Genomic DNA, 22,963 nt, shown 5'->3' on the forward strand with positions numbered 1-22,963 from the left:
CGCTCGCGCGGCCCCGGCGATTGGCGCGGGTCGTCGGCAGCATCGGACTATGTCCGTCTTCTGGATAGAATTTATACTCATTTCCGATCGACCAACACATTGATCCCACATACGAAGTCGTCCGCAAAAAAACGAACAGTGATGCCCCACGCGTCGATGGGGCATCCCGCATGGCGATCATTGAGCTTTTTTGTGGAGACATTGGATGACCCTAGCGCCTTCCGTCAGCATCACGCCGCCCGACATGATCTTCGATCAGAGCGGGATCGACACCACCAATGCGATGAAGATGTCGCTATTGGTGCCGGCAGAAGGCTTCGTCCTCACGCAGCGTCGAACATTGACGACATTGCTTGCGCCGCTGACTGATGATGCAGGGCCCGACAACGGCCTGATCGACGGTTTCAGTGGCACGATAAGCTGGGGCATCTATTCGTCGGTGAACGGTGAGCCTGGAACGCTGTTGTTTTCCGGATCGGACAACACGCCGCAAATGGTGGACACTGGCTTGAGCTTCAGCGGCACCACCGACGACGTCGTCATGGCGACGATCGATCTGGGTAGCGTGACGCTCGATCCCGGCAGCTATTTCCTCGCGCTGCACGAAGGGGTGTGGGGATCGCCCAATGACGGCTCCGAGATCTACTGGATGAAGACCTCGACGGATCTGGGCGTCAATGGCTTCCACTTCACCCCCAACACCGCCAACCCGTCCAACTGGTCGTTCGATGTGCCGGGCGGCTCCGCCGCCTTCACGCTGAAGGGCGTGGCAATCGAACAGGTCGCGTTCAACCTGAAAGGCAGTATCTCGGTTTCCGACGCCGATGTCGGCGGCAACATCATGATGGTGACGTTGAACGTCGGCTACGGCATATTGACGGTAAGCGCGGGCACCAGCGGCGCGAATGTTGCCGGCAGCGGCACCGGCACGGTCATACTCACCGGCACGCTGGCGCAGATCAACGACCTGCTGGGAACGAATGCCACCAGCAGCGTCAGCTTCACCGCCAACACCGATGTGCCGCCCGCCAGCACCGTGCTCACCGTGACCGCGCAGGAACCCGGCGATGCCGCCCCTTCCGCGCCGGCGACGCAGACGATCACGATCGCGGCAGTCAACGATGCGCCGACCGTCTCCATCTCTCCGTCCGGCACGCTCTTTAATCAGAGCAGCCTTGATGTCACGAACGCCAATGGCATTTCGAATGCGGTCAATTCCGACAGTTTCGCACTTACGGAACGCCGGACGCTGGGAACGATCACGGCGGCCCTGAACGACAACGGTCCCAACAACGGCGCATTGGACGGCTTCAGCGGCACGTTGAGCTGGGGCATCTATTCCTCGGTGAGTGGCGCGCCTGGCACGCTGCTGTTCAGCGGAACGGACAGCACGCCGTTGCTTGTCGATTCCGGTCAGAATCTTTTCGACGGCACCGACATCATCCTGGCCACGATCGACCTGGGCAATGTGACGCTGGATGCCGGCGAATATTTCATCGCGCTGCACGAGGGCGCCTGGGGATCGGCCTATGACAACACCCAAATATTCTGGGTGCGGACGTCCGCACCCCAGGACGCCGTTGGCAGTCAGGCCAGTTTCAACCTCGCCAATCCGTCCGGCTGGTCTAGCGAAGGTTACTCCTATGCATTTTCGCTTGCGGGGCCAAGCTACGCCGCGACCGAGCAGGTGGCGCTCGATCTGAAGGGCAGGGTTGTGGTTGCCGACGATTCCGGCAGCAACAGCATCACCGTCACTTTGAACGTCGGCTACGGTATCCTGACGGTGACGGCGGGTACGAGCGGCGCGAACGTGTCGGGCAGCGGCACGGGCACGGTCACGCTGACCGGCACGCTGGCGCAGATCAACGATCTGTTGGGCTCCAACGCCACGAGCAGCATCGGCTTCACGGCCAACACCGATACGCCGCCCGCCAGCACGACGCTCAGCGTCAACGTCAATGACGGCGGCAATAGCGGCAGTGGCGGTGCGTTCACAGGATCGGCCACACAGACTATCACCATCGCGGCGGTCAACGACGCGCCGACGGCGGTGGTTTCGGCAAGCGCCTATGCCGCGACCGAACAGGTTGCGCTCAACCTGAAGGGCACGGTGTCGGTCGCCGATGCCGATGCCGATGCGGGCAGCGGCAGCGTCACGGTGACGCTGGGCGTGGGTTATGGCGTGCTGACGGTGACGGCGGGCAGCAGCGGCGCGAACGTCTCGGGCAGTGGCACGAACAGCGTCACGCTCACCGGCACGCTGGCGCAGATCAACGATCTGCTGGGCAGCAATGCCACCAGCAGCGTCAGCTTCACCGCCAACACCGATGCGCCGCCCGCGAACACGACGCTGACTGTCAGCGTGAACGACGGCGGCAATAGCGGCAGCGGTGGTGCGCTGACCGGATCGGCGAGCCAGACCATCAATATCGCAGCGGTGAACGATGCGCCGGTAATTTCGAACCTGAGCGGCGACAGCGTTACCTGGACCGAGGGCAATGGCTCACTGCTGATCGATGCCGGCGGTAATGCAGCGATCACCGACGCCGACAGCACCAACTTCGATGGCGGAACGCTGACCGTTTCGATCACCGGTGGCCTCGTGAGCGCGCAGGATCAGCTGGTGATCATACCCGATGCCTTCATCACGCTGGGCGCGCCGCTTCCGGGCGGCGATCGCCAGGTCTATTATAACGGCACCCAGATCGGCCTGGTCGCGGGCGGTGGCGCGGGCGGCACCGCGCTCAGCTTCACCTTCTACGATCCCGATGGCCGCCCGGCCCCCCCGGTTGGCGCGGTGCAGGCGCTGCTCCGCACCATCGGTTACACGAATTCGGGCGGCGACGCGCCGAGCGCCGGCGCGCGCACGATCAGCTGGACGCTGAACGACGGCGATGGCGGCACCACCACGGTCACCAGCACCGTCAATGTCGCGGCGGTCAACGACGCGCCGACGGCGGCGGTTTCGGCGAGCGCCTATGCCGCGACCGAACAGGTCGTGCTCAACCTGAAGGGCACGGTTTCGGTCGCCGACGCCGATGCGGGAAGCGGCAGCGTCACGGTGACGCTGGGCGTCGGCTATGGCATATTGACGGTGACGGCGGGCAGCAGCGGCGCGAACGTCTCGGGCAGCGGCACGAACAGCGTCACCCTCACCGGCACGCTGGCGCAGATCAATGATCTGCTGGGCGCGAACGCCACCAGCAGCATCGGCTTCACCGCCAACACCGATACGCCGCCCGCCAGCACGACGCTGAGCGTCGGCATCAATGATGGCGGCAATAGCGGCAGCGGCGGTGCGCTGACCGGATCGGCGAGCCAGACCCTCAATATCGCGGCGGTCAACGACGCGCCGACGGCGGTGGTTTCGGCAAGCGCCTATGCCGCGACCGAACAGGTTGCGCTCAATCTGAAGGGCACGGTGTCGGTCGCCGATGCCGATGCAGGCAGCGGCAGTGTCACGGTGACGCTGGGCGTCGGCTACGGCATATTGACGGTGACGGCGGGCAGCAGCGGGGCGAATGTTTCGGGCAGCGGCACGAACAGTGTCACGCTTACGGGTACGCTGGCGCAGATCAACGATCTGCTGGGCGCCAATGCCACCAGCAGCGTCAGCTTCACCGCCAACACTGATACGCCGCCCGCGAGCACCACGCTCAGCGTCGGCATCAATGACGGCGGCAATAGCGGTAACGGCGGTGCGCTGACCGGGGCGGCCAACCAGACCATCACCATCACGGCGGTCAACGATCTGCCGGTGGCTGTGGGCGACGTCTATTCGACCAACGAGGATGTGCCTCTCATCATCGCCGGCCCCGGCGTGCTCACGAACGATAGCGATGCCGACGGCGATGCGCTGACCGCGGTGCTGGTGACCGGCCCTTCGCACGGCACGCTGACGCTCAATCCGAACGGCAGCTTCACCTATACGCCCGATGCCAATTACAATGGCGGCGACAGCTTCAGCTATCGTCCCAATGACGGCACGGCGAACGGCCCGCCCACCACCGTCACGCTGACGGTCAATGCGGTCAATGACGCGCCAGCGAACCTTGTGATCGATAGCGACCGGGTCAACGAAGGCGCACCGGCGGGAACGATCGTCGGCACGGCGTCCGCGAACGATGTCGATGGCGATCCGATCATCTGGTCGCTGTCGGGCGCGGATGCCGGGCTGTTCCAGATCGACGGAAGCGGCGTGATCACCACCACGGGCACGACCGCGAATTTCGAGAGCCGGCCGAGCTACAGCCTCACCGTGCGCGCAGCCGATGCCGGTGGGCTCTTCACCGAGCAGGCGCTGGCGGTCGTGGTCAACGACAGGCCGGTGGCGGTTGCCGATGCACTGGCGATCGACGAGGGCAAGACCAGCGCCAATCTCTGGTCGACCTTGCTGGGCAACGACACCGACGGCAATGGCGATGCGCTGACGATCGTCTCGGTCAACAGCGTGGGAACGGGCGGCCATGTGATCTTCGACGCCGCCACCCAATCGCTCAAATATGTCGCGGACGCCGCGGCGTTCGACCTGCTGAGCCCGGGCCAGACGCTGACCGACAGCTTCAAATACACCGTCACCGATGCCGGCGGCCTGACCAGCACTGCCACCGCGACCTTCACCGTCACCGCGATCGTCGACGGCGTGCAGGTGGTCGGTGGCGGCCGCAACGGCAATGTGCTCACCGGCACGGCGGACGAGGACCGGCTCTACGGCTTTGCGGGCAACCAGAGCCTCAACGGCGGTGCCGGCGACGACACGCTGATCGGCGGCGCGGGCAACGATACGCTGACGGGTGGCACCGGCAAGGATGTCTTCATCATCAACTTCCAGGACGGGCATGATGTCATCACCGACTATACTCCCGGCCAGGACGTCATCGATCTTGCCGCCGGCATGGATATCCTGAGCAGCGTCGCCGCCGACACCAATGGCGACACCATCGTCGACCTCACCATCAATCTCGAACTCGGCGGCTCCGTCACACTGCTCGGCATCTCCAGCATCGGACAGGTCACCTTCGCCTGACCCGGATCGATCTCCAGCCGGATGAGGCGATCCGGCTGGAGATCATGCCCTAGGATTTTGTTTTGTCACGATTTTAGCTTCGCTGGCCTACGGTTCGAGGCGTTCGATGATTCCATCGAACTCTAACATACATCGATCCTGACGCCCGGCTGGCCGTGCCAGCGCATCAGCATCCGTTCGGGGCGCTGGCCGGTATCGCCGGTTGCGCGGAAGCCCAGTTTTTCGAGCAGGCCCCAGGACGGACGGTTATCGAGCGCGCATTCCGCTTCGATGCCGGTGCAGCCGGGCAGCTCCTCGAGCGTGGCGAGCGTCGCTTCCACCGCTTCGGTCGCCAGGCCTCTGCCGCGCGCCGATGCCGCGAACCAATATCCGATCTCGACCGCGCCGAAGGGGCGGCGATGGACGCCGATCACGCCGTGCAGTGCGCCCGTCGTCCGGTCGCGGACTCCGTGAAAACAGCGATCGGCGTGCCTGGCGATCAGTGCCCGCGCATCGTCGATCGTAAAGGGGGTGGGAAGGAAGGAAACGCGCGACGTGACCGAGGCATCGGTGATGCGCTGCACGTCGGCGGCATCTGCACCGGTGAGCGGCGCGATCCTGCTGCGCGGCGTGGTGATGTCGAGATGATGTGTCACGGTTCGCCCTTTTTCAAAGGCCGCCGCGGCAGGTGACATATCGCTTGAAGACCATGCGCTCACCGTACCCGGCGGCGATGGTCATGGATGATGACGCGCCGCTCCCTACAGGAAGCGCCAATAGCCCTTATGCGAGGTGGTAAAGTACGTCATCGGGCGTGTATCTGTCACAGCCCGGCATTTGGATCAATATGGTTCCGCGCGTCGCTCAGCGAAAATCGACGGTCGCCACCACGAGTATTCGTGGATGCATGGCCGCTTCGCCGGTGGTCGCGGGCTGCCGCAGCCAGGCATTCGCCATGGCGCGCTCGACCGTCTCGCGATTCTCGAAGGCAAGCGCGACGAGATCGTCGGTCCACGATGCCAGATGGGCGTCGAGCGTAGCGCGTGTGATCATCGCGATAACCGGTGGCTGGCAGTCCAGCTGAATCCGGAAATTACCATCGATTGTGCGGGCAGTGTCCCAGAGCGGGGGCGGCGGAGGCATGATAGTCATGGCCTGTGTCCTTCCTCGATCAATGTGGGCTCGCAAGCACGGACTGGCAAGGGCTGCGGCCGACGATAGCCGCTATCTCCGGCCCGACCCGAGGTGACGTTTCGGATCGGCGGTAATGGGGCGAGGCGCCCCCTCTGTTACACTTTCGGACAAATGCGCCGGATTTCGGCACATCCACGCGACAGCTGGGTCCTATCTCTGCTTCAGACGCCGCTGATGGCGCCGGAACAAGAGGAACGAACGATGAAAAAGTTTCTGATGGCGCTGGCCGCAACCAGCATGATCGCCAGCCCGCTGGTCGCCAGCCAGGCGCAGGCCGCGCCCTACCAGCAGCGCACCGCGCAGAAGACGGTGCATTACGGGCAGAATGGCCGCACCGTGGTGAAGCACAAGACCGTCGTGCGCCAGAATGACCGTCGCTATGCGCAGAATGATTATCGCTACGGCCAGCATCGCTGGGCCAAGGGCCAGCGTTTCGACCGCCGCCAGGCGCAGAATTATCGGGTGATCGGTAATCCCCGCGCCTATCATCTCGGCAACGCGCCGCGCGGTTACCAGTGGGTGCAGTCGGGCAATGACGCAGTGATGGTCGCCCTGGTCAGCGGGATCATCGGCGCGGTGATCGGCAACGCCATCCACTGAGCCTGACGCTGCATCAGGTGAGAGTGGAGAGTCCCCCGGAGCCTGGCTTCGGGGGATTTTTCCCGTTTTGGATAAGAACTGGCATGACGATCCGGGTTGGTTTCCTATTTCACCTTCACGCGAACCGACCGCTCACATCAATTGCGGCGCGCTTTCCAGGTCGAGCAGCATCCGCTTCGCGTCCAATCCGCCGGCGAAGCCGGTCAGAGCACCGTTCGATCCGACGACGCGGTGGCAGGGGGCGATGATCGAGATCGGGTTGCGGCCATTGGCCGCACCGACCGCGCGGACGGCGGCCGGCCGCCCGATCTGGTGCGCGACCTGGGCATAGCTGCGCGTCTCGCCGAACGGGATGGTCAGCAGCGCCGCCCAGACCTGTTTCTGGAAATCGGTGCCGCGGAAATCGAGCGGCACGGTGAAACGCGTCAGCGTACCCGCGAAATAGGCGTCGAGCTGGCGTGCGGTCTCGGCGAGAACCGGATGGTCGGCATCCTCGGTCGACGCGTCCAGGCGCACGCGGTCCGGCCGGTCATTCGGCCACAGGATCGCGACCAGCCCCGCATCGCTCCCCACAAGTGTCAGCGTGCCGACAGGCGACTCGGTGGTCTTGAAGCTAAGGGACATGTTTCTTCCTCATTCCGCCCGGCCAGCGATCGTGCCGCGTTTCGTCTTCCCATATATGGCGCTCCGCCAGTGGCGGCTTCCCGAAGCTTGCGGTCAAGGAATCAGGCCGCGCTCACCATGGCATCGCCCGGCCCCTGCCGGCGCAGCCGTTCGGCGTCGCGGGCGGGTGGGGCACCGAACATGCGAGTATATTCGCGGCTGAATTGCGATGCGCTTTCATAGCCGACGGCATAGCCGGCGCGCGACGCCTCGGCATTGGCGATGAGCAACCGGCGCGCTTCCTGCAGCCGCATCGACTTCTGATATTGGAGCGGGCTCATCGCGGTCGCGGTCTTGAAATGGCGGTGGAAGGAGGCGAGGCTCATCCCCGCCAGATCGGCCAGCATCTCGATCCGCAGCGGCCGATCGAAATTCGCGCGGATCCATCCGATCGCCCGACGCACGCGCGACAACCGGCTGTCGGCGATCATCGCCTGGCGCACGACGCCGCCCTGCGGGCCCTGTAGCAGGCGATAAAGAATCTCGCGCTCGAGCATCGGCGCCAGCACTGGCACGTCGTCGGGCGTGTCGAGCAGTGCGAGCAGGCGCAGCCAGGGATCGAGCAATTGCGGCGTCACCGCGCTGACCGCGAAGCCGGGCGATTGCTCGTCGAGACGATCGGGCAATTCCGCGATCAGGGCTGTCAGGCAATCGCGATCGAGCATCAGGCTGAGTCCGACATAGGGACGCTCCGGGCTGGCCTCGACGATACAGCCTGATGCGGGCAGGTCGACCGTCGCGACGAAATAGCTGGCGGGATCGTAGCGCAGCAGCCGGTCGCCGATCGAGACGGTCTTCGCACCCTGCACCACCAGGCACAGCATCGGCTCGTACAGGCCGTGCGACACTATGGTGCGTGCCTGACCCATATGGATGGCGAGGCGCGGGATCGCGGTGGCGGCATCGCCCCGGCCGTGATGGCGGAGCGCCATGTCGAGCAATTGGCGAAGCTGATCTTCCATCGCCGCAACATTGGGGCAGGGCGGGGGTGAGGCAAGCGTTAATCAGCTCGATCGGTGGCGCGCTGAGAGGATCGGGCAAGACTTCGACATGATCGGGCGCGCGAAACGGGCTGCGCCAAACCAGATAGGCGCCGACGGAAAAGAAGGAGACCGACATGACCGCGACTTTCGGAGAAGAATCGACCACCGACGACGTGCTGACTGGCGTCGATCTGTCGGGCAAACGCATATTGGTGACCGGCGTGTCGGCCGGGCTGGGCGTGGAGACGGCACGCGCGCTTGCCGCGCATGGCGCGCAGGTGGTGGGCGCCGCGCGCGATCTCGACAAGGCGCATCGGGCGACCGAGGTGGTGCGCGCCCAGGCCGCCAATGGCGGTAACATCGAATTGATCGAACTCGATCTTGCTTCGCTGGCGAGTGTTCGCGCCGCAGCCGACGCGCTGATCGCCGATGGCCGGCCGTTCGACGTCGTGATCGCGAATGCCGGCGTGATGGCATGCCCCAAGGGCGAAACCGCCGACGGTTTCGAGACGCAGTTCGGCACCAATCATCTCGGCCATTTCGTGTTCATCAACCGCATCGCGTCGCTGCTGGGTGCGGGCGGGCGTGTCGTCAGCCTGGCCTCGGCCGGTCACCGCTTTGCCGATGTCGACCTCGACGATCCCAATTTCGAACGCACGCCCTATACCGAGTTCGTCGCTTATGGCCGGTCCAAGACCGCGAACATCCTGTTCGCCGTCGAGTTCGACCGGCGCCACAAGGAACGCGGCGTCCGCGCCGCGGCGGTGCATCCCGGCGTCATCCAGACCGAACTGGCCCGCCATATGAGCGAAGAGCAGCTGCGCCAGACTATCGCCTCGCTGGAGGAGCAGATGCCCGACGGCGCGGCGCGTTACACCTGGAAGTCGATCCCCCAGGGTGCGGCAACCTCGCTCTGGGCCTCCATCGTCGCCGCGCCCGATGCGGTGGGCGGCCGCTATTGCGAAGATTGCCACCTCGCCGAAATCGTCGAGAGCGACGACGTCCGCGGCGGCGTGCGCGCCTATGCGCTTGACCCGGATCGCGCCCGTGCCCTGTGGGCCAAGAGCGAGGAGATGGTGGGCGAAAGCTTCTAGGTTGGTCTCGGCGTCATCCCCGCATTCGCGGGGATGACGGAAAGGGAGAAGGGCTCGATCCTGCCTTTCAGCCGATCGACCAGCGCCTGCGCACCACGCGTTCGAGCACCGCGAGCGGCATCGCACCGTCGGACAGCACGGCGTGGAAATCCTTCAGGTTGAAGCCCGGCTGCTTCTGTGCCTCGGCGCGCAGCCGCGTCCATACCGTGTGGCCGACCTTGTAGCTGCAGGCCTGGCCCGGCCAGACGGTGTAGCGATCGATCTCTCCCTGACTGCGGCCGCGCGCGATGCCGGTGGTCGCGATCAGATAGTCGGTCGCCTTTTCGCGGCTCCAGCGCTTGGCATGCATGCCGCTGTCGACCACCAGCCGCGTCGCACGGAACAGCAGCGACTGGAGATAGCCAACCTGGCCGAGCGGATCGCCCTTGAACATGCCCATCTCGTCGGCGAGCTGCTCGGCATAAAGCGCCCAGCCCTCGGAATAGCCGCTGAAGAAACCCCGCCGGCGGATCATCGGGATCTCCGGACTTTCCAGCGCGACGCTCACTTGCAGGTGGTGGCCGGGAACCGCTTCGTGATGGGTCAGCGTCGCCAGCCCGAATTTGGGGCGGTCGAAGGTGTCGCGCAGATTGATGTAATAGATGGCCGGGCGCGAGCCATCGAGCGAGGCGTTCTGATAATAGCCGCCGGGTGCGCCGGCCTGGATCGTCGGCGGCACGCGCCGGACTTCGACGGGGGCCTTGGGCAGCACCGCGAACGCTTCGGACAGGCGCGGCTGCATCGCCTCGATCTGGCGGTTGAGCTGTGCGAGCAGCGCGTCGCGGCCTTCGTCGGTGTTGGTGAAGAGCTGGTCGGGCCGCTTGTTGAGCTCGACCATGCGGTCGCCGACGCTGCCCTGGCTCATCCCTTCGCCTTTCAGGATCGTGTCGATCCGGGCGCTGATCTCCGCCACCTGTTCGAGCCCGAGCCGGTGAATCTCGTCGCCGCTCATCTTCACCGTCGTCGCGGCTTCGGCGGCCGCGGCATAATAGGCGTCGCCGTCGGGCAGGCGCCAGCAGCCGGCGTCGTGAACGGCCTTTGCGCGCAGCTCGGTCACCAATGCGCGCTGGCGATCGAGCGCGGGGAAAACCTTTTGTTCGACGATCGCGGTCGCCTGCGCCACGCGCTCGGGCGGCAGGTTCGCCGCCTTCAGCTTGGTGGCGAAGGTCGCGACCATCACCGTCTGGTCCGCGGGCTTCTCACGCGCGCTGGCGAGGATCTTCAGCGTGGTGTCGAGGATATAGTCGGGTGCGAAGACGCCCTTCGCCGCGTCCTCGCGCTGGTTCGCGCTGCTGGTCTCGATCGCGGCGGGAAAGGCCTCCAGTCGGGCGAGATAGGCGTCCGCCTCCGCCGCGTCGCGCACGCGCACCTGCGATTCGAGGAAATCGGGCACGTCGCGATAGGGGCCGCTCAGCTGGCTGAGCACATAGGGCGCGAACCGCCCCATGCTGCTGCCGTAGCGAAAGCGCTCCGCGCCCGAGATCGCCTGGGTCAGCTGATAGGTCACGACCTCATGATCGATCTTGCCGGCAGGAGAGAGCTTCGCCGTATCGACCTTGCTCAACTCGGCCAGTTCGCCTTTGGCGCGGGCAAGCTGGCGCGCTTGCGCCTTCGCGGATTCGTCGTCGAGCTTGGTCCTGAGCGCGGCGCGTGGCCCGGTGTCGAGGCCAAGGCGCGTCGCCTGTTCGGGCGACTCGTTGAGCCGCGCATAGAAGAAGCGGTCGAGCATCGCGCGCAGATCGGCGTCGGCCCTGGTGGGAGTGCCGACGGTGGCGGCCGCGGCCCGAACGGGCAGCGTTCCGGCCAGCGAGGCGGCAGCAGCGCCGATGACGAAATTGCGACGATCCATGCGTGAGTCTCCGGCAAATCCAGACGGTGTTGGATCCTGGTCTAGGGCGTGGTGTCAGCGGACGGAAGTATATCCGGCGTTTCGGACATAATTCGCGCGTCCAGCCGCGTGCGGCCCATGAACAGGCCTACTTGGCGTCTTTCAGATAGCGGCCGAACCAGTCGTCCCAATCCCAGACGACCTGCCCCAACGACTCCCGCGCGTCGTAGCGATGGGCTTCGAACGGCATCATCGTCAGGCGCGTGGTCGCTCCATGCCCCTTGAGCGCGGCGTAGAAGCGCTCGCTCTGGATCGGAAAGGTTCCCATATTGTCGTCGGCGGCGCCGTGGATCAGCGAGAGCGGCTGCTTGATCCGGTCGGCGAAGGAGAAGGGCGACATGCGGGTGTAGAGTTCCGGCGCCTGCCAATAGGTGCGCACTTCGTTCTGGAAGCTGAATGGCGTGAGCGTGCGATTATAAGCGCCGCTCAACGCCACGCCGGCCTTGAACAGGTCCGAATGCGCCAGCAGGTTCGCGGTCATGAAGGCGCCATAGCTGTGGCCGGTCACGCCGACGCGGGCCCGATCGACGACGCCCAGGCGTACCCCCTCATCGATCGCGGCCTTCGCACCCGCGACAAGCTGCTCGACGAAGGTATCGTTGGGTTCGCTGGTCCCTTCGCCGATCACCGGCAGCGCCGCGTTGAACAGCACCGCATAGCCGCGATAGGCGAGCAGCGGATAGAGCTGATAGAAGCCATAGACGGGGAAGCGGTTGGGCGATCCCTTCACTTGTCCGGCGGTCTCGCGCGACTTGAACTCCGCGGGATAGGCATGAAGCACGGTCGGCAGCGGGCCGTCAGCGGGTTTATAGTCCGGCGGCAGATAGAGCGTCGCCGTCAGCGGCACGCCATCGGCGCGGGTGTAGTGCAGCAGCTTCTTCTGGGCGAGCGCGGTCGTGCCGAACGGGTTGAGGAAATGGGTCAGCCGCGTCTCGCGGCCGCCGGGTGCGACCAGATAATAATCGGGCGGGATGGTCGCGCTTTCGCGTCGGACAAGCAGGCGGCCATCGGCGAGCAGGTCCTGCGCTTCCTCATAACGGTCGGCGGCCGACCGCCAGGCAATGCGGCGCGCGCCGGTGGCGAGGTCGAGCCGCGATGCGAAAGGCCGATCGCCCTCAGGCGTACCGCCGGTGCCCGTCAGCCAGACCTGTCCCTTGCCCGCATCCGCCATCACCGGCGCGCCCTGGGCATTGACCGTCATCAGCGGCGCGCCGGGGTCGGCATAACCATCCTCGGTCGATCCTTCGTAGAGTTTGTGCAGCCCCGTGCGATCGAGCGTCGACAAGCGGCGTAGCCGGGTCTTGCGCCACCTTTCCTCGATCAGGGCCTTGCCGTCGGCACTCCAGTTCAAGGCATGGAAGCGCGCCTGAAGCCGGGCGACGCTGGCCGGCGCTGCGGTGAACGGCGCGGACAGGCTGTAGAGCGCATCACGTTCGGTCGCCGCGCGCGCGGGGTCGCCGTCGTCGAGCGCGCTCGCCCACACCAGGGTCGCCGGCGCATCCGATCGCCATTCCACCGCGCGCGGACCGGGGCCGACCGCGTCCATCGCGATCGGCACGCCGGATTCGAGCGGCTTTTCGACGATCGTCCTGCTGCTGCCGTCGGCGAGGCTCAGGACCGAGAGCCGCTGCGGAAATTTATCGAGCGGAAACTGATAGGAATAAGGGCGCATGCGTTCGCTGACGAGCAGCCACTGTCCGTCGGGCGATGGCGCGATACGATCGTGAAGCGCGGCCTTCCCGATCCGCCGAACCGTGCCGTCGGTCCCGATCAGTGCCAGCTCGGTCGCCATGTGATGGTCGAGCAATCGTTCGTCGAGCGGCGACCTGAGCAGATCCTGATAGGTCCGCCCCGGCGCGACCTTGCCGTCATTGGCTTCGACGGAGGGGGCAATCGTATCGGCCGAGGCCACCGGCGCCGCACCCCGGCTGGACGGCACGGCGAGGCAGGCGAGCAACATATTGTTGCTCAGCCATGTGCAGGGCGGCCCGAGCACGCTGTTGACGTCGAGGCCGGCGATCTGGGTCGCGCTGGCGGTAGCGGCGTCGACCAGCCAAAGCCCGTGACGGCGCCCGCCGTCATAGCCGGCAACGCTGACTGCCGCCCTGGCGCCGTCGGGCGACCAGGCGACACTAGAGATCCGGCCGGCGACGGGCAGGCCGGCGATGGCGCGGATGCGGCCATTCGTCAGATCGACCAGCGACAGGCTGCGATAATAGGTCACCGTCCACGGCTCGCGACCGCGCGCCCAGGCTTCGGGGTTGAAGCGGAAGCCGGCGAGGCGAAGCTCCGGCTCGGCCAGTTCGGCGATGGTGCGGACGCCGTAGGGCTGAGCGACGATCGCGACGCGACCCTTGCCGGGTGCCGGTAGGATGTGCGGCGTGAGTGGGGCGGAGATCAGCCGATCGAGCTCGCCGGGCGCGGGCTTGTAGCCTGGTTCTTCCGCCGCGGCCGCCGAGAACCCCCCGAGCGCAGCAACCGCCGCGCACAACCGCATCACCGAACCGAGCTTCGTCATCTGCCACTCCCCCTGAGGTGCGTTGGGTATGCCCCACGCACTCCAGAGGAAGACGATCGGATTTCACAAAACCGACAAATAAGTTTCACATCATGCGGGCGAGCGACACCGCATATGTCCGGATGGAGCGATTCAGGCGGAAGCCGGCGCTTCATCCGAAAGCGCGCGGATGTCGCCAGCCAGCGTGCGCGCGAGCAACAAGCAGGCGGCCACGCCGACGATGCTCGGCAATATGCCGAAGAACAATGCCGGGCGCAGGCTGAGGGCGGTCGAATGTTCCCAATAGCTGCTGAGTGCGCCGACCAGGGTCGGACCCATGCCCATGCCGATCAGGTTGGCGACGAGGAACAGCATCGCCGTCGCCGATGCGCGCAGTCCGGCGGGGATTGCGGTCTGCAGAACCGCGAACATGCAGGTTGCGGGAACGAGCGCCAGGCTGGGCGCGATCGCCAGCATGGGCAGGGCGATACGTACGTCGTTGATCTGTACGCCGATCGCCATCGAGACGATCATGATCGTCAGCACGATGGCGGGCAGCCAGCCCATCCAGCGGATGTCGCGGCGCGCCAGTCGATCGATGAGTGGCCCGGACGCCAGCACGCAGATCAGGCCGATCAGCCCGGCGGTCAGGCCCACGAACATGCCGACCTGCGTGATCGACAAGCCGTGCGCGCGCGACAGGAAGGCGGGCGTCCAGGCGCCGGTGCCGTTGGTGAAGAAGAGGATGCCGACCATCGCGCACGTCGCGAGGCGAAAGCTGGAATGGCCGCCCAGCCGGCGCAGCACCAGCCGGTAATCCTGCCGCGCCACGGGTGTGATCCGTGCGGGTTCGCGAACGGTCAGCATGTAGAGCGCTGCGGTGACCACGCCGATCAGCCCGGTGATCACGAATGTCGTGCGCCAGCCCAATTGGCTCGCCATGCCGGAGACGAGCAGCACGCCGCCCAGCAGCCCGAGATTGCCGCCGGCAGTGAATGCACCCGATGCGAACCCCTTCCGGTCGGGGAAGGTGTCCGCCAGCATCGAGAGTGACGCGGGCGTCGTTCCCGCCTCGCCGATCGCGACGGCCATGCGCGCGACCACGAGCTGTCCGAAATTCTGGACGAAACCGCATGCCGCGGTCGCCACGCTGAAGACGCTCAGGCATATCGCGACCAGGTTGCGGCGATTGCCGCTGTCGGCGATCCAGGCAATGGGCAGGGTGAAGAGCGCGTAGCAGACCGCGAAGCTGATCCCGGTGAGCAGGCCCATCTGCCAGTCGGACAGCGCGATATCCTTGCGCACCGATTCTGCCATCAACGGCAAAAGCTGCCGATCGATGATGTTCACCGCATAGACGATCGCCGACAGCAGGAGAAAGCCATAGCCACGCGCGCTCTTCATCATCGCTTTCTCCGGTTCAGATATTTTTCGTAATCGAAACTTGACCGCATGGCAACAATCGCTCAGCTATCCGGAATAATTCGTGGATTCTCTCGCGGAGTCTTGAAAAAGACGAATGCGCGTATTCGATAGCGAAATGACCCGGGCCGGAGCGAAGCACATGATCCAAGTCACCACGACCAGACTGGCCCGGATCGCGCTTGTCGCATGGGCGTTGACCCATATCGGCCCTGCGCTTGCGCAGGACGCCGATCCACGCCTGGCCGATATCGATCGCTATATCGAGCAGGTTCGTTCGGACTGGCAATTTCCCGGCGTCGCGGTGGCGGTCGTCGAGGGGGACAAGGTTCTTTATGCGAAGGGTTTCGGCCTCCGGCAAAAGGGCCGGGCCGAGACAGTCGATGCCGATACGCTGTTCGAGATCGGATCGACGAGCAAGGCCTTCACCACCGCGGCGCTCGGCCTGCTGGTCGATGAGGGCAAGCTGCGTTGGGACGATCCGGTGATCGACCATGTGCCCGCATTCCGCCTGCGCGATCCGTGGCTGACCAGCCATGTGACGGTGCGCGATCTCGTCAGTCATCGCACCGGCATCGCCGATCCGTCCTGGTTCGCGCTCGGCATCATGGGACCGGACGAAGCGATGGCGCTGCTCCGCAATGCCCCCGAAGCGAGCGAATTCCGCAATTCCTTCCTCTACAGCAATCTGATGTTCGGCGTGGCGCAGAAAGTGGTGGAAGCGCGGTCGGGCCAGAGCTGGCAGGCATTCGTCAAGAGCCGGCTGTTCGGCCCCTTGGGTATGACGCGCAGCAGGACGGGCGTGCTCGACCTGTGGGACAGCGCCGATGTCACCCCGACCTTCATGGGCACGGCGCCGTCGGGCAAGGCCGATCTGACGCTTGCCAGGGACGGCAATGTCGCGATGCCGCACGGCATCAGGGGCGATGGCGCGATGGTGCCGATGGCGTGGCAAAGCTACGACAATGCGGCGGGCGCGGGGGCGGTCATCTCCAGCGCGAACGACATGGCGAAATGGCTGATGCCGCATCTGAACGCGGGCCGTGCAAATGGCGCGGCCATCCTGAAAGCCGAGACGGTCGAGGAACTGCACGCGCCGCAGAATTTGCGGAGCCGCAGCCAGTTTCCGTTCGAGGCGCAGCGCGAAAACTACGCGCTGGGATGGCAGGTCGCACGCTATCGCGACACATCCTATGTCGCGCATGGCGGCGGCGTGATCGGTTTTCCCGCCTATGTCGGCATGCTGCCCGACCGGAAGATGGGCGTGGTCGTGCTCGCCAACGGCTTCCAGTCGGTGCGCGACGGCTATACGCTGCACAAGGCGATCACTTTCCATGTGCTCGATCGCCTGCTGAAGGCACCCGACCGCGACTGGCGCGGCGAGGCGCTGGCACGTGCCCGATCGGTCAAAGCCGCGATCGCAAAGCAGGATCAGGATCTTCTGGCCGCACGGGGGGCGGCGCCCGCCGCCCAGCCGCTCGATCTTTATGCCGGATCCTATGAGGACAAGGCGGGGCGATCGGGCGTGGTCCGGGTGCGTGTCGAGGGAAGCGGACTACGTCTGGCGTTCGAAGGCAAGGGCGCCTTTTCGGCGGGGCTCGAACCCTGGAAGCCTGGGCTGTTTCGCCTGCGCGCCGAACCGAGTGTCGCCGATGTCGCCGGCCCGCAATTTGTGCCGTTCGTCACCGGCCCGGACGGCAGGATCGTGACGATGACGTTGCTCGGTGCGACGTTCAAACGCATCGGCGACTAACGGCACTGGCCGGCTTCAAAAAAATATATGACGCATCCGTTCGGAAGGGCGCCCTGGGCTCGTCATAGATGACTATGACGGCGATTCTGGCTCAGCGGGGGTGACACGGCCCGATCATGCACCCGACGAGAGCGCGATCGTCGCGCTTTCGTCGCGATACCGGTCGGCGATCATGGCGTTCTTCAGCCGCCGGATCGGCGACCGCAACGATGTCGAGGATATGACGCAGGACGTGTTCGTATCGCTCAGCCGGCGCGCCGAACTCGATACGATCGACAATCCCGAACGCTATATCTTCCAGATCGCCGCCAACCTGCTCCGGGATCGCTTCCGGCTGAGCCGGATCAGGCCGGTGATCGAAAGCGAAGGCTATGCCGATCCCAATCACCGGCTGATCGACGAAATCTCGCCGGAACGGGAATTGCTGGGCCGCGAGGCCTATACCGCCTTCACCGACATGCTGCAGGAATTGCCCGAGCGCGTGCGGATGGTGTTCGTGCTGAATCGCTTCGAGGAAATGCCGGGCCGGGAGATCGCGGCCGCGCTCGGCGTGTCGCAGCGCCTTGTCGAAAAGGACATCGCCCGCGTACTGAAGCTGCTGAGGGAGCGATTGAAGTGACGCCGGGATCGAACCGACCGCCCGCCGATCCCGATGATGCGGCGATCTGGTGGGCCACCCGCCGCCAGATGGACCCCGAGCGGTTCGGCGAGGATGCGCGCTTTGCCGCGTGGCTGGCCGATCCGCGCCACGCACGGGCATGGGGTGAGATCGACACGCGCGTCGACCTGATCGGCAATTTCGCCGCACAGCCCGAGATCCGCGAGATGCGCGAAGCGGCGCTCGACATGGTCCGGACGCGCCGGCCGGATCGGCGGAGATACTGGATCGCGGGTATCGCGATGGCCGCGAGCCTGGCCGCCGGGATCGTCTGGTCCGGCGCGCCGACCGCGATCGGTCCACGGCCCCAGCAGGCGACGGCGGGCAATCGTTATGTGACCAGGGTCGGCGAGCGGCGCGAAGTCACGTTGCCGGATGGGTCGCGGGTCGCGCTGAACACGGGGTCGATCCTTGAAGTCGCCTATTCCCGCGAGCGCCGCGATGTCCGGCTGCTGGCGGGGCAGGCGCTGTTCCATGTCGCCAAGGATACGGATCGCCCGTTCGTGGTGGCCGCTGGCAACCGGCTGATCACCGCGACCGGCACGGCGTTCGATGTCGAGATCAAGAAGGGTGGGGGCGTCGCGGTGCTGCTGGTCGAAGGGCATGTGCGGGTTGATGCCGCCAGTCCGGTGGGGCTGGCGCGGGTGATCCCCTGGCTCGACCGGGAGGAGCTGGAGCCGGGCCAGCGGCTGGTGGCGGCGGGTGGCGACATTGTGGTGGCATCCGGCGACGTCGAGCGCGAAACCGCGTGGAACCGGGGCGTCATCATCTTCCGCGACGATCGGCTGGCGGACGCGGTCGCGGAGATCAACCGCTATTCCACGACCCGGCTGGTCGTCGAGGATCCCAAGATCGGCGGCCTGCTTGTCAGCGGCGTGTTTCCCACCGGCCGCGAAGAGGATTTCGTCGCCGCGCTCACCGCCGTCCATCCGGTCGTGGCGGACCGCCGATCGCCGGACGCGATCGCGCTGCGTGGCCGGCCATAAATAAATCGCACGGCGCCGTTCGGAGCGGCCGATTTTCCTCGTCCTACCAAATGGGCGGCAACAGCCGCGGGGCATGAGGGGGGACGGACGATGCACGACAGGACGATCAGGCGGATTCTCGCGGTGGCGCTGGCCGGAGGCGCGGTGACGGCGACGATGGTGCCGGCCAGCGCGGCGCATGCGCAGGACCGCGCGCGCCGCGGTTTCAACATTCCCGCGCAGGACGTCGCCGCCGCGCTGGAGGAATTCGGCCGGCAGAGCGGCAAGGCGGTGATGTTCAATCGCGACCGGCTGACCGGCGCACGATCGAGACCGCTGCGCGGCAGCTATCCCGTCGACCAGGCGCTTGGCCGGCTGCTCGCGGGCACCGGGCTGACCTTCCGCGCGGTCAACGCCAATGCCTATGTCGTCGAAACGCCGGCGCCGCGCGAGATAGCGGAGGAGCGCGAGGGACTGGCCGCCGACATCATCATCACCGCGCAGAAGCGCCGCGAAGTGCTGAAGGAGGTTCCGCTGAGCGTCACCGCGCTTCAGGGCGAGGAGATGACGCGGCGGCAGCAGCATGGTTTCGCGGACTATGCGTCCTCGGTCCCCGGCCTGTCGCTGGAAGGGCAGGGGCCGGGCGTGACCCGCGTCACGCTGCGCGGTCTGAACGCGGGCGGCGTCGGATCGACGGTGGCGATCTATGTCGACGAATCGCCGTTCGGATCGAGCACGGCGCTGCTCAACGGCGGATCGCTGGCGGGTGATATAGACACATGGGATCTGCAGCGGGTGGAAGTGCTGAGCGGACCGCAAGGCACGCTGTACGGCGCCAACGCCCAGGGCGGACTGATCAAGTTCGTCGCCAACACGCCCGACACCAGCGGCGTCGAGGGTGCGGCGGAGCTGAGCTGGGAAGCGATACGCGGCGGGGAATCCGGGCTCGCGGTGCGCGGCATGGTCAATGTGCCGCTGAGCGACGGCGTCGCGGTGCGTGTCAGCGGCTATGAGCAGAAGCTGCCCGGCTTCATCGACAATACGCTGCTCGGCGATCGCGACCTGAATGGCGGGCGCAAGATCGGCGGGCGCGCCGCGATCCTGCTCAAGCCGACCGAGGATCTGTCGATCGCGCTGACGGCGATGGGGCAGCAGACCAGATATGGCGGCAGCTATATCATCGATACCGATCCGGTAACGCTGGAGCCCGGCCATGGCGACCTGGTCCAGCAGCGTTACCTCAAGGAAAACATGCGGTTCCGCTATCAGAACTACAATGCGACGGCGAACTGGGATCTGGGCGCGGTCTCGCTGACGTCGACGACCAGCTATGGCGTGCTCGACGCCCGGCAGCCGATCGATTTCACCTCGATCTACGCATTGGAGCCGATCACCTATGGCGAATATCTGTCGGATATCCTGTTCGGAGAACCACTGGCGCTGGGGCTGTTGCAGACCATCAACCTGAAGAAATTCACGCAGGAAGTGCGGCTGGCATCCACCGGATCCGGAATGCTGGAATGGCAGGTCGGTGGTTACTACACACATGAAAAGGCCGCGCTGGACCAGCTCTTCACGGGCTATGTGCTGGGAACGCAGACGCCGTCGCCGAACCTGCCCCTGCTGCAGACGCTGACCCTGTCATCCACCTATTCCGAATATGCCGGTTTCGCGAATGTGACGCTGAAGCTGAGCCCCGCATTCGATGTGCGCGTCGGCGGCCGCTATTCCGACAACAGGCAAGATGCGCTGCAGGTGGGGGAGGGCTATTTCTTCGGCGACAATCCGATTGCGTTCACCGCCAAGTCGGTCGGCAAGGTCTTCACCTATTCGATCGCGCCGCGATGGAAAGTGAGCCGCGACCTGATGGTCTATGCGCGGGTGGCGAGCGGCTTTCGCCCCGGCGGCCCCAATATCCTGCCGCCGATGGCCGATCCCGCGGTGCCGCGCCAATATGATGCCGACACCACCACCAATTACGAAGTCGGCGTCAGATCGACCCTGTTCGGTGGCCGGCTGTCGGTCGACCTGACCGCGTTCCTCGTCGACTGGGACCATATCCAGCTGTTGCAGGTCGTGCAGAATACCGGCGTCAACGCCAATGGCGGAAAGGCGCGGAGCCAGGGCCTGGAATGGTCGATCGGCGCGGTGCCGGTGAAGGGGCTCACGCTCAAATTCGTCGGCGCCTATACCGACGCCAAGCTGACGACATCGAGCCCGTCATCGATCGAGGCGGTCGCGGGAAGCCCGCTGCCCTTCGTTTCGAAATGGAGCCAGTCGGTCGACGCCGAATATTCGGTGCCGGTGTTTTCGGATTACAGCGCCTATATCGGCGGACGCTGGAGCTATGTCGGCGACCGATATTCGGGTTTCGACATTACGGGCCAGAAGCTGATCCCGCATTATGACACGATCGACCTGCGCCTGGGGCTGCAGGGCAAAAGATATTCCGCCGGGCTCTATGTGAAGAATGCGGGAAATAGCCGCGGCTTGACCTCATATGGATCGGGGGCGATTGCGCCCGACGGGTTGGGCAGTGCGAGCATCGTGCAACCGCGGACCATCGGCTTCTCGCTGTCCGGTCGGTTCTGAGATGCGCGGGGCGATACGGTGGATCGGGATGATCGTGAAATGGATTGCGATCGGGATCGCGGCGATCATCCTGATCGCACTGATCGGCGGCGCGCTGTACGAGCAATATGCGCGCCGCGACGCGGTGAAACGTTTTCCGCCGCGCGGCCAGATGGTCGATATCGGCGGGCGGCGCATCCATCTGGATTGTCGCGGCAGCGGATCTCCGACCGTCATTCTCGAAGCCGGCCTCGACATCAACGGCTCGCTCGGCTGGTACAAGATACAGGACGAGATCGCGAAGACGACGCGGGTCTGTTCGTCGGATCGCGCCGGGATCATGTGGAGCGATGCGCCCCCGCATGCGCAGGATGGCGATCATGCCGCGCGCGATCTTCATGCGGCACTGCGCGGTGCCGGGATCGACGGGCCGCTGGTGCTGGTCGGCCATTCGCTCGGCGGGCCCTATATGATGAATTATACGCGCCAGTTCGGCGACGACGTGAAGGGGCTGGTGTTCGTCGACGCGTCGCACCCCGATCAGATCGCGAAGCTGACGCTGCCGGGCAAGAAACCGGAATCGCCCGATCTTCCGCCCGCCCTGAGCATCATGGGCAAATTGGCCTGGACGGGGCTGTCGCGATTGCTGCCGGTGCAGGGCATGCCCGACGAGCCCAGGGCGATCACCGATGCGCGTCAGGCCTATCTCGGCCACAGCATGCAGGGTGCGATCGCCGAGATGAAAGCGCTGCCGACGATCTTCGCGCAGGGCGGGAAGTTGCGGACGCTGCGCGATCGGCCCCTCGTGGTGCTGACCGCGATGAAGCCCAATTCGCCGGCCGAGCTGAAGGAACAGGGGCTGACGCCGGCCGAAGGGCTTGCCCACCAAAAACTGTGGCAGGGGCTGCATGAGGATGAGGCAAGCTGGTCGACGAGGTCGCGGCATGAGCTGGTGCCGGATGCGGGGCATTATATCCAGCTCGATAGACCCGATGTGGTCGTTCGTGCGGTGAAGGAGGTTGTCGCGGCGGTGCGGGCGGGGGCTTGATCGACTCACTCCCCCTCCCGCAAGCGGGAGGGGGAGTCGTTGGATCACCGACGGTTCAGTGCCACGGCGGCGCGGATCAGGGTTTTCAGGGCGTCCTCGTCGATGGTCTCGCCTTCGCGGAAATCGATGGCGCGGCGGACATTGCCCTCCAGGCTGGAGTTGAACAGGCGCGACGGGTCGTCGAGGGTGGCGCCCTTGGCGAAGGTCATCTTGACGACGGCCTTGTAGGTTTCGCCGGTGCAGACCATGCCGTCATGATACCAGACCGGCACGCCGCGCCATTTCCAGTCCTCGACCATGTCGGGATCGGCCTGCAGGATCAGGGCGCGGATCCGGGCGAGCATCTCGCCACGCCAGTCGCCGAGTTCCGCGATGCGCGCGTCGATGCGTTCGGACGGGGATGGTCCGTCCGGCGATGCGGTTTTGCTCATGCTCCGGTTTCCTTTTTGTTGATGTGTCCGTTGGAGTCCGATGCGGGTTCGCTCGATCTTGTCATTCCCGCGAAAGCGCATTGCTGTCCGGGATTTGTTTGCCGGAGTTCCACGAGCGCCTCGTAATCTGGAGGAACGTGCCTAAGATGCTG

The 22,963-nt window shown here is 65.4% G+C and carries 16 protein-coding genes; 8 read left to right on the forward strand and 8 right to left on the reverse strand.

From position 1 onward, the window contains the following. Nucleotides 1-205 precede the first annotated feature (205 nt). Nucleotides 206-5,026, forward strand: a complete 4,821-nt coding sequence (locus tag AC3WN8_RS29400) for a beta strand repeat-containing protein (protein WP_492673083.1) — start codon at nt 206-208, stop codon at nt 5,024-5,026. A gap of 122 nt (nt 5,027-5,148) precedes the next feature. Here the strand turns inward: AC3WN8_RS29400 and AC3WN8_RS29405 are convergent, their stop codons facing one another. Further along, nucleotides 5,149-5,661, reverse strand: coding sequence for a GNAT family N-acetyltransferase (locus AC3WN8_RS29405; RefSeq protein WP_492673084.1), 513 nt, complete (start codon nt 5,659-5,661; stop codon nt 5,149-5,151). 208 nt (nt 5,662-5,869) lie between these two features. Further along, entirely contained in the window at nt 5,870-6,058 is a 189-nt protein-coding gene (locus tag AC3WN8_RS29410; RefSeq protein ID WP_492673085.1) for a hypothetical protein, read from the reverse strand. 342 nt (nt 6,059-6,400) lie between these two features. Here AC3WN8_RS29410 and AC3WN8_RS29415 point away from each other — a divergent pair, with 342 nt between their 5' ends. Beyond that, nucleotides 6,401-6,799: an RcnB family protein gene (locus tag AC3WN8_RS29415; RefSeq protein ID WP_492673086.1), complete on the forward strand. Its 399-nt coding sequence runs from the start codon at nt 6,401-6,403 to the stop codon at nt 6,797-6,799. A 132-nt stretch (nt 6,800-6,931) separates the two neighbouring features. Here AC3WN8_RS29415 and AC3WN8_RS29420 read toward each other — a convergent pair whose 3' ends face one another. Beyond that, nucleotides 6,932-7,423, reverse strand: coding sequence for a methylated-DNA--[protein]-cysteine S-methyltransferase (locus AC3WN8_RS29420; RefSeq protein ID WP_492673087.1), 492 nt, complete (start codon nt 7,421-7,423; stop codon nt 6,932-6,934). A gap of 101 nt (nt 7,424-7,524) precedes the next feature. Continuing rightward, the gene (locus tag AC3WN8_RS29425) at nt 7,525-8,424 is read right to left on the reverse strand and encodes an AraC family transcriptional regulator (protein ID WP_492673088.1); all 900 of its coding nucleotides are present in this window, start codon (nt 8,422-8,424) and stop codon (nt 7,525-7,527) included. A 155-nt stretch (nt 8,425-8,579) separates the two neighbouring features. Here AC3WN8_RS29425 and AC3WN8_RS29430 point away from each other — a divergent pair, with 155 nt between their 5' ends. Further along, entirely contained in the window at nt 8,580-9,539 is a 960-nt protein-coding gene (locus tag AC3WN8_RS29430) for an SDR family NAD(P)-dependent oxidoreductase (RefSeq protein ID WP_492673089.1), read from the forward strand. 67 nt (nt 9,540-9,606) lie between these two features. On the opposite strand, the gene AC3WN8_RS29435 is transcribed toward AC3WN8_RS29430, so the two are convergent. From AC3WN8_RS29435 to AC3WN8_RS29445, 3 genes are all read right to left on the reverse strand, one after another. Beyond that, entirely contained in the window at nt 9,607-11,427 is a 1,821-nt protein-coding gene (locus AC3WN8_RS29435; protein WP_492673090.1) for a DUF885 domain-containing protein, read from the reverse strand. A 127-nt stretch (nt 11,428-11,554) separates the two neighbouring features. Continuing rightward, nucleotides 11,555-13,984, reverse strand: a complete 2,430-nt coding sequence (locus AC3WN8_RS29440; protein ID WP_492673091.1) for an alpha/beta hydrolase family protein — start codon at nt 13,982-13,984, stop codon at nt 11,555-11,557. Between the two features lie 132 nt (nt 13,985-14,116). Beyond that, nucleotides 14,117-15,367 carry an MFS transporter gene (locus AC3WN8_RS29445; protein WP_492673092.1) on the reverse strand — a complete coding sequence of 417 codons (1,251 nt, stop codon included), beginning with the start codon at nt 15,365-15,367 and terminating at the stop codon, nt 14,117-14,119. 160 nt (nt 15,368-15,527) lie between these two features. Here AC3WN8_RS29445 and AC3WN8_RS29450 point away from each other — a divergent pair, with 160 nt between their 5' ends. The 5 genes from AC3WN8_RS29450 (at nt 15,528) to AC3WN8_RS29470 (ending at nt 22,380) form a co-directional block, all read left to right on the forward strand. Next, nucleotides 15,528-17,138 (forward strand): serine hydrolase, encoded by a 1,611-nt coding sequence (locus AC3WN8_RS29450; protein ID WP_492673093.1) that lies wholly within the window; start codon nt 15,528-15,530, stop codon nt 17,136-17,138. A 100-nt stretch (nt 17,139-17,238) separates the two neighbouring features. After that, nucleotides 17,239-17,757 carry an RNA polymerase sigma factor gene (locus AC3WN8_RS29455; RefSeq protein ID WP_492673094.1) on the forward strand — a complete coding sequence of 173 codons (519 nt, stop codon included), beginning with the start codon at nt 17,239-17,241 and terminating at the stop codon, nt 17,755-17,757. After that, nucleotides 17,754-18,782 (forward strand): FecR family protein, encoded by a 1,029-nt coding sequence (locus AC3WN8_RS29460; RefSeq protein WP_492673095.1) that lies wholly within the window; start codon nt 17,754-17,756, stop codon nt 18,780-18,782. The genes AC3WN8_RS29455 and AC3WN8_RS29460 overlap by 4 nt, the downstream gene beginning before the upstream one ends. Before the next feature lie 90 nt (nt 18,783-18,872). Beyond that, the gene (locus AC3WN8_RS29465; protein ID WP_492673096.1) at nt 18,873-21,353 is read left to right on the forward strand and encodes a TonB-dependent receptor; all 2,481 of its coding nucleotides are present in this window, start codon (nt 18,873-18,875) and stop codon (nt 21,351-21,353) included. A gap of 34 nt (nt 21,354-21,387) precedes the next feature. After that, nucleotides 21,388-22,380: an alpha/beta fold hydrolase gene (locus AC3WN8_RS29470; RefSeq protein WP_492673097.1), complete on the forward strand. Its 993-nt coding sequence runs from the start codon at nt 21,388-21,390 to the stop codon at nt 22,378-22,380. Between the two features lie 44 nt (nt 22,381-22,424). Here the strand turns inward: AC3WN8_RS29470 and AC3WN8_RS29475 are convergent, their stop codons facing one another. Beyond that, nucleotides 22,425-22,811, reverse strand: a complete 387-nt coding sequence (locus AC3WN8_RS29475; RefSeq protein ID WP_492673098.1) for a DUF1801 domain-containing protein — start codon at nt 22,809-22,811, stop codon at nt 22,425-22,427. Nucleotides 22,812-22,963: the final 152 nt, after the last annotated feature.

This window comes from Sphingobium sp. FW305-3-2-15-F-TSA7, assembly GCF_058787155.1.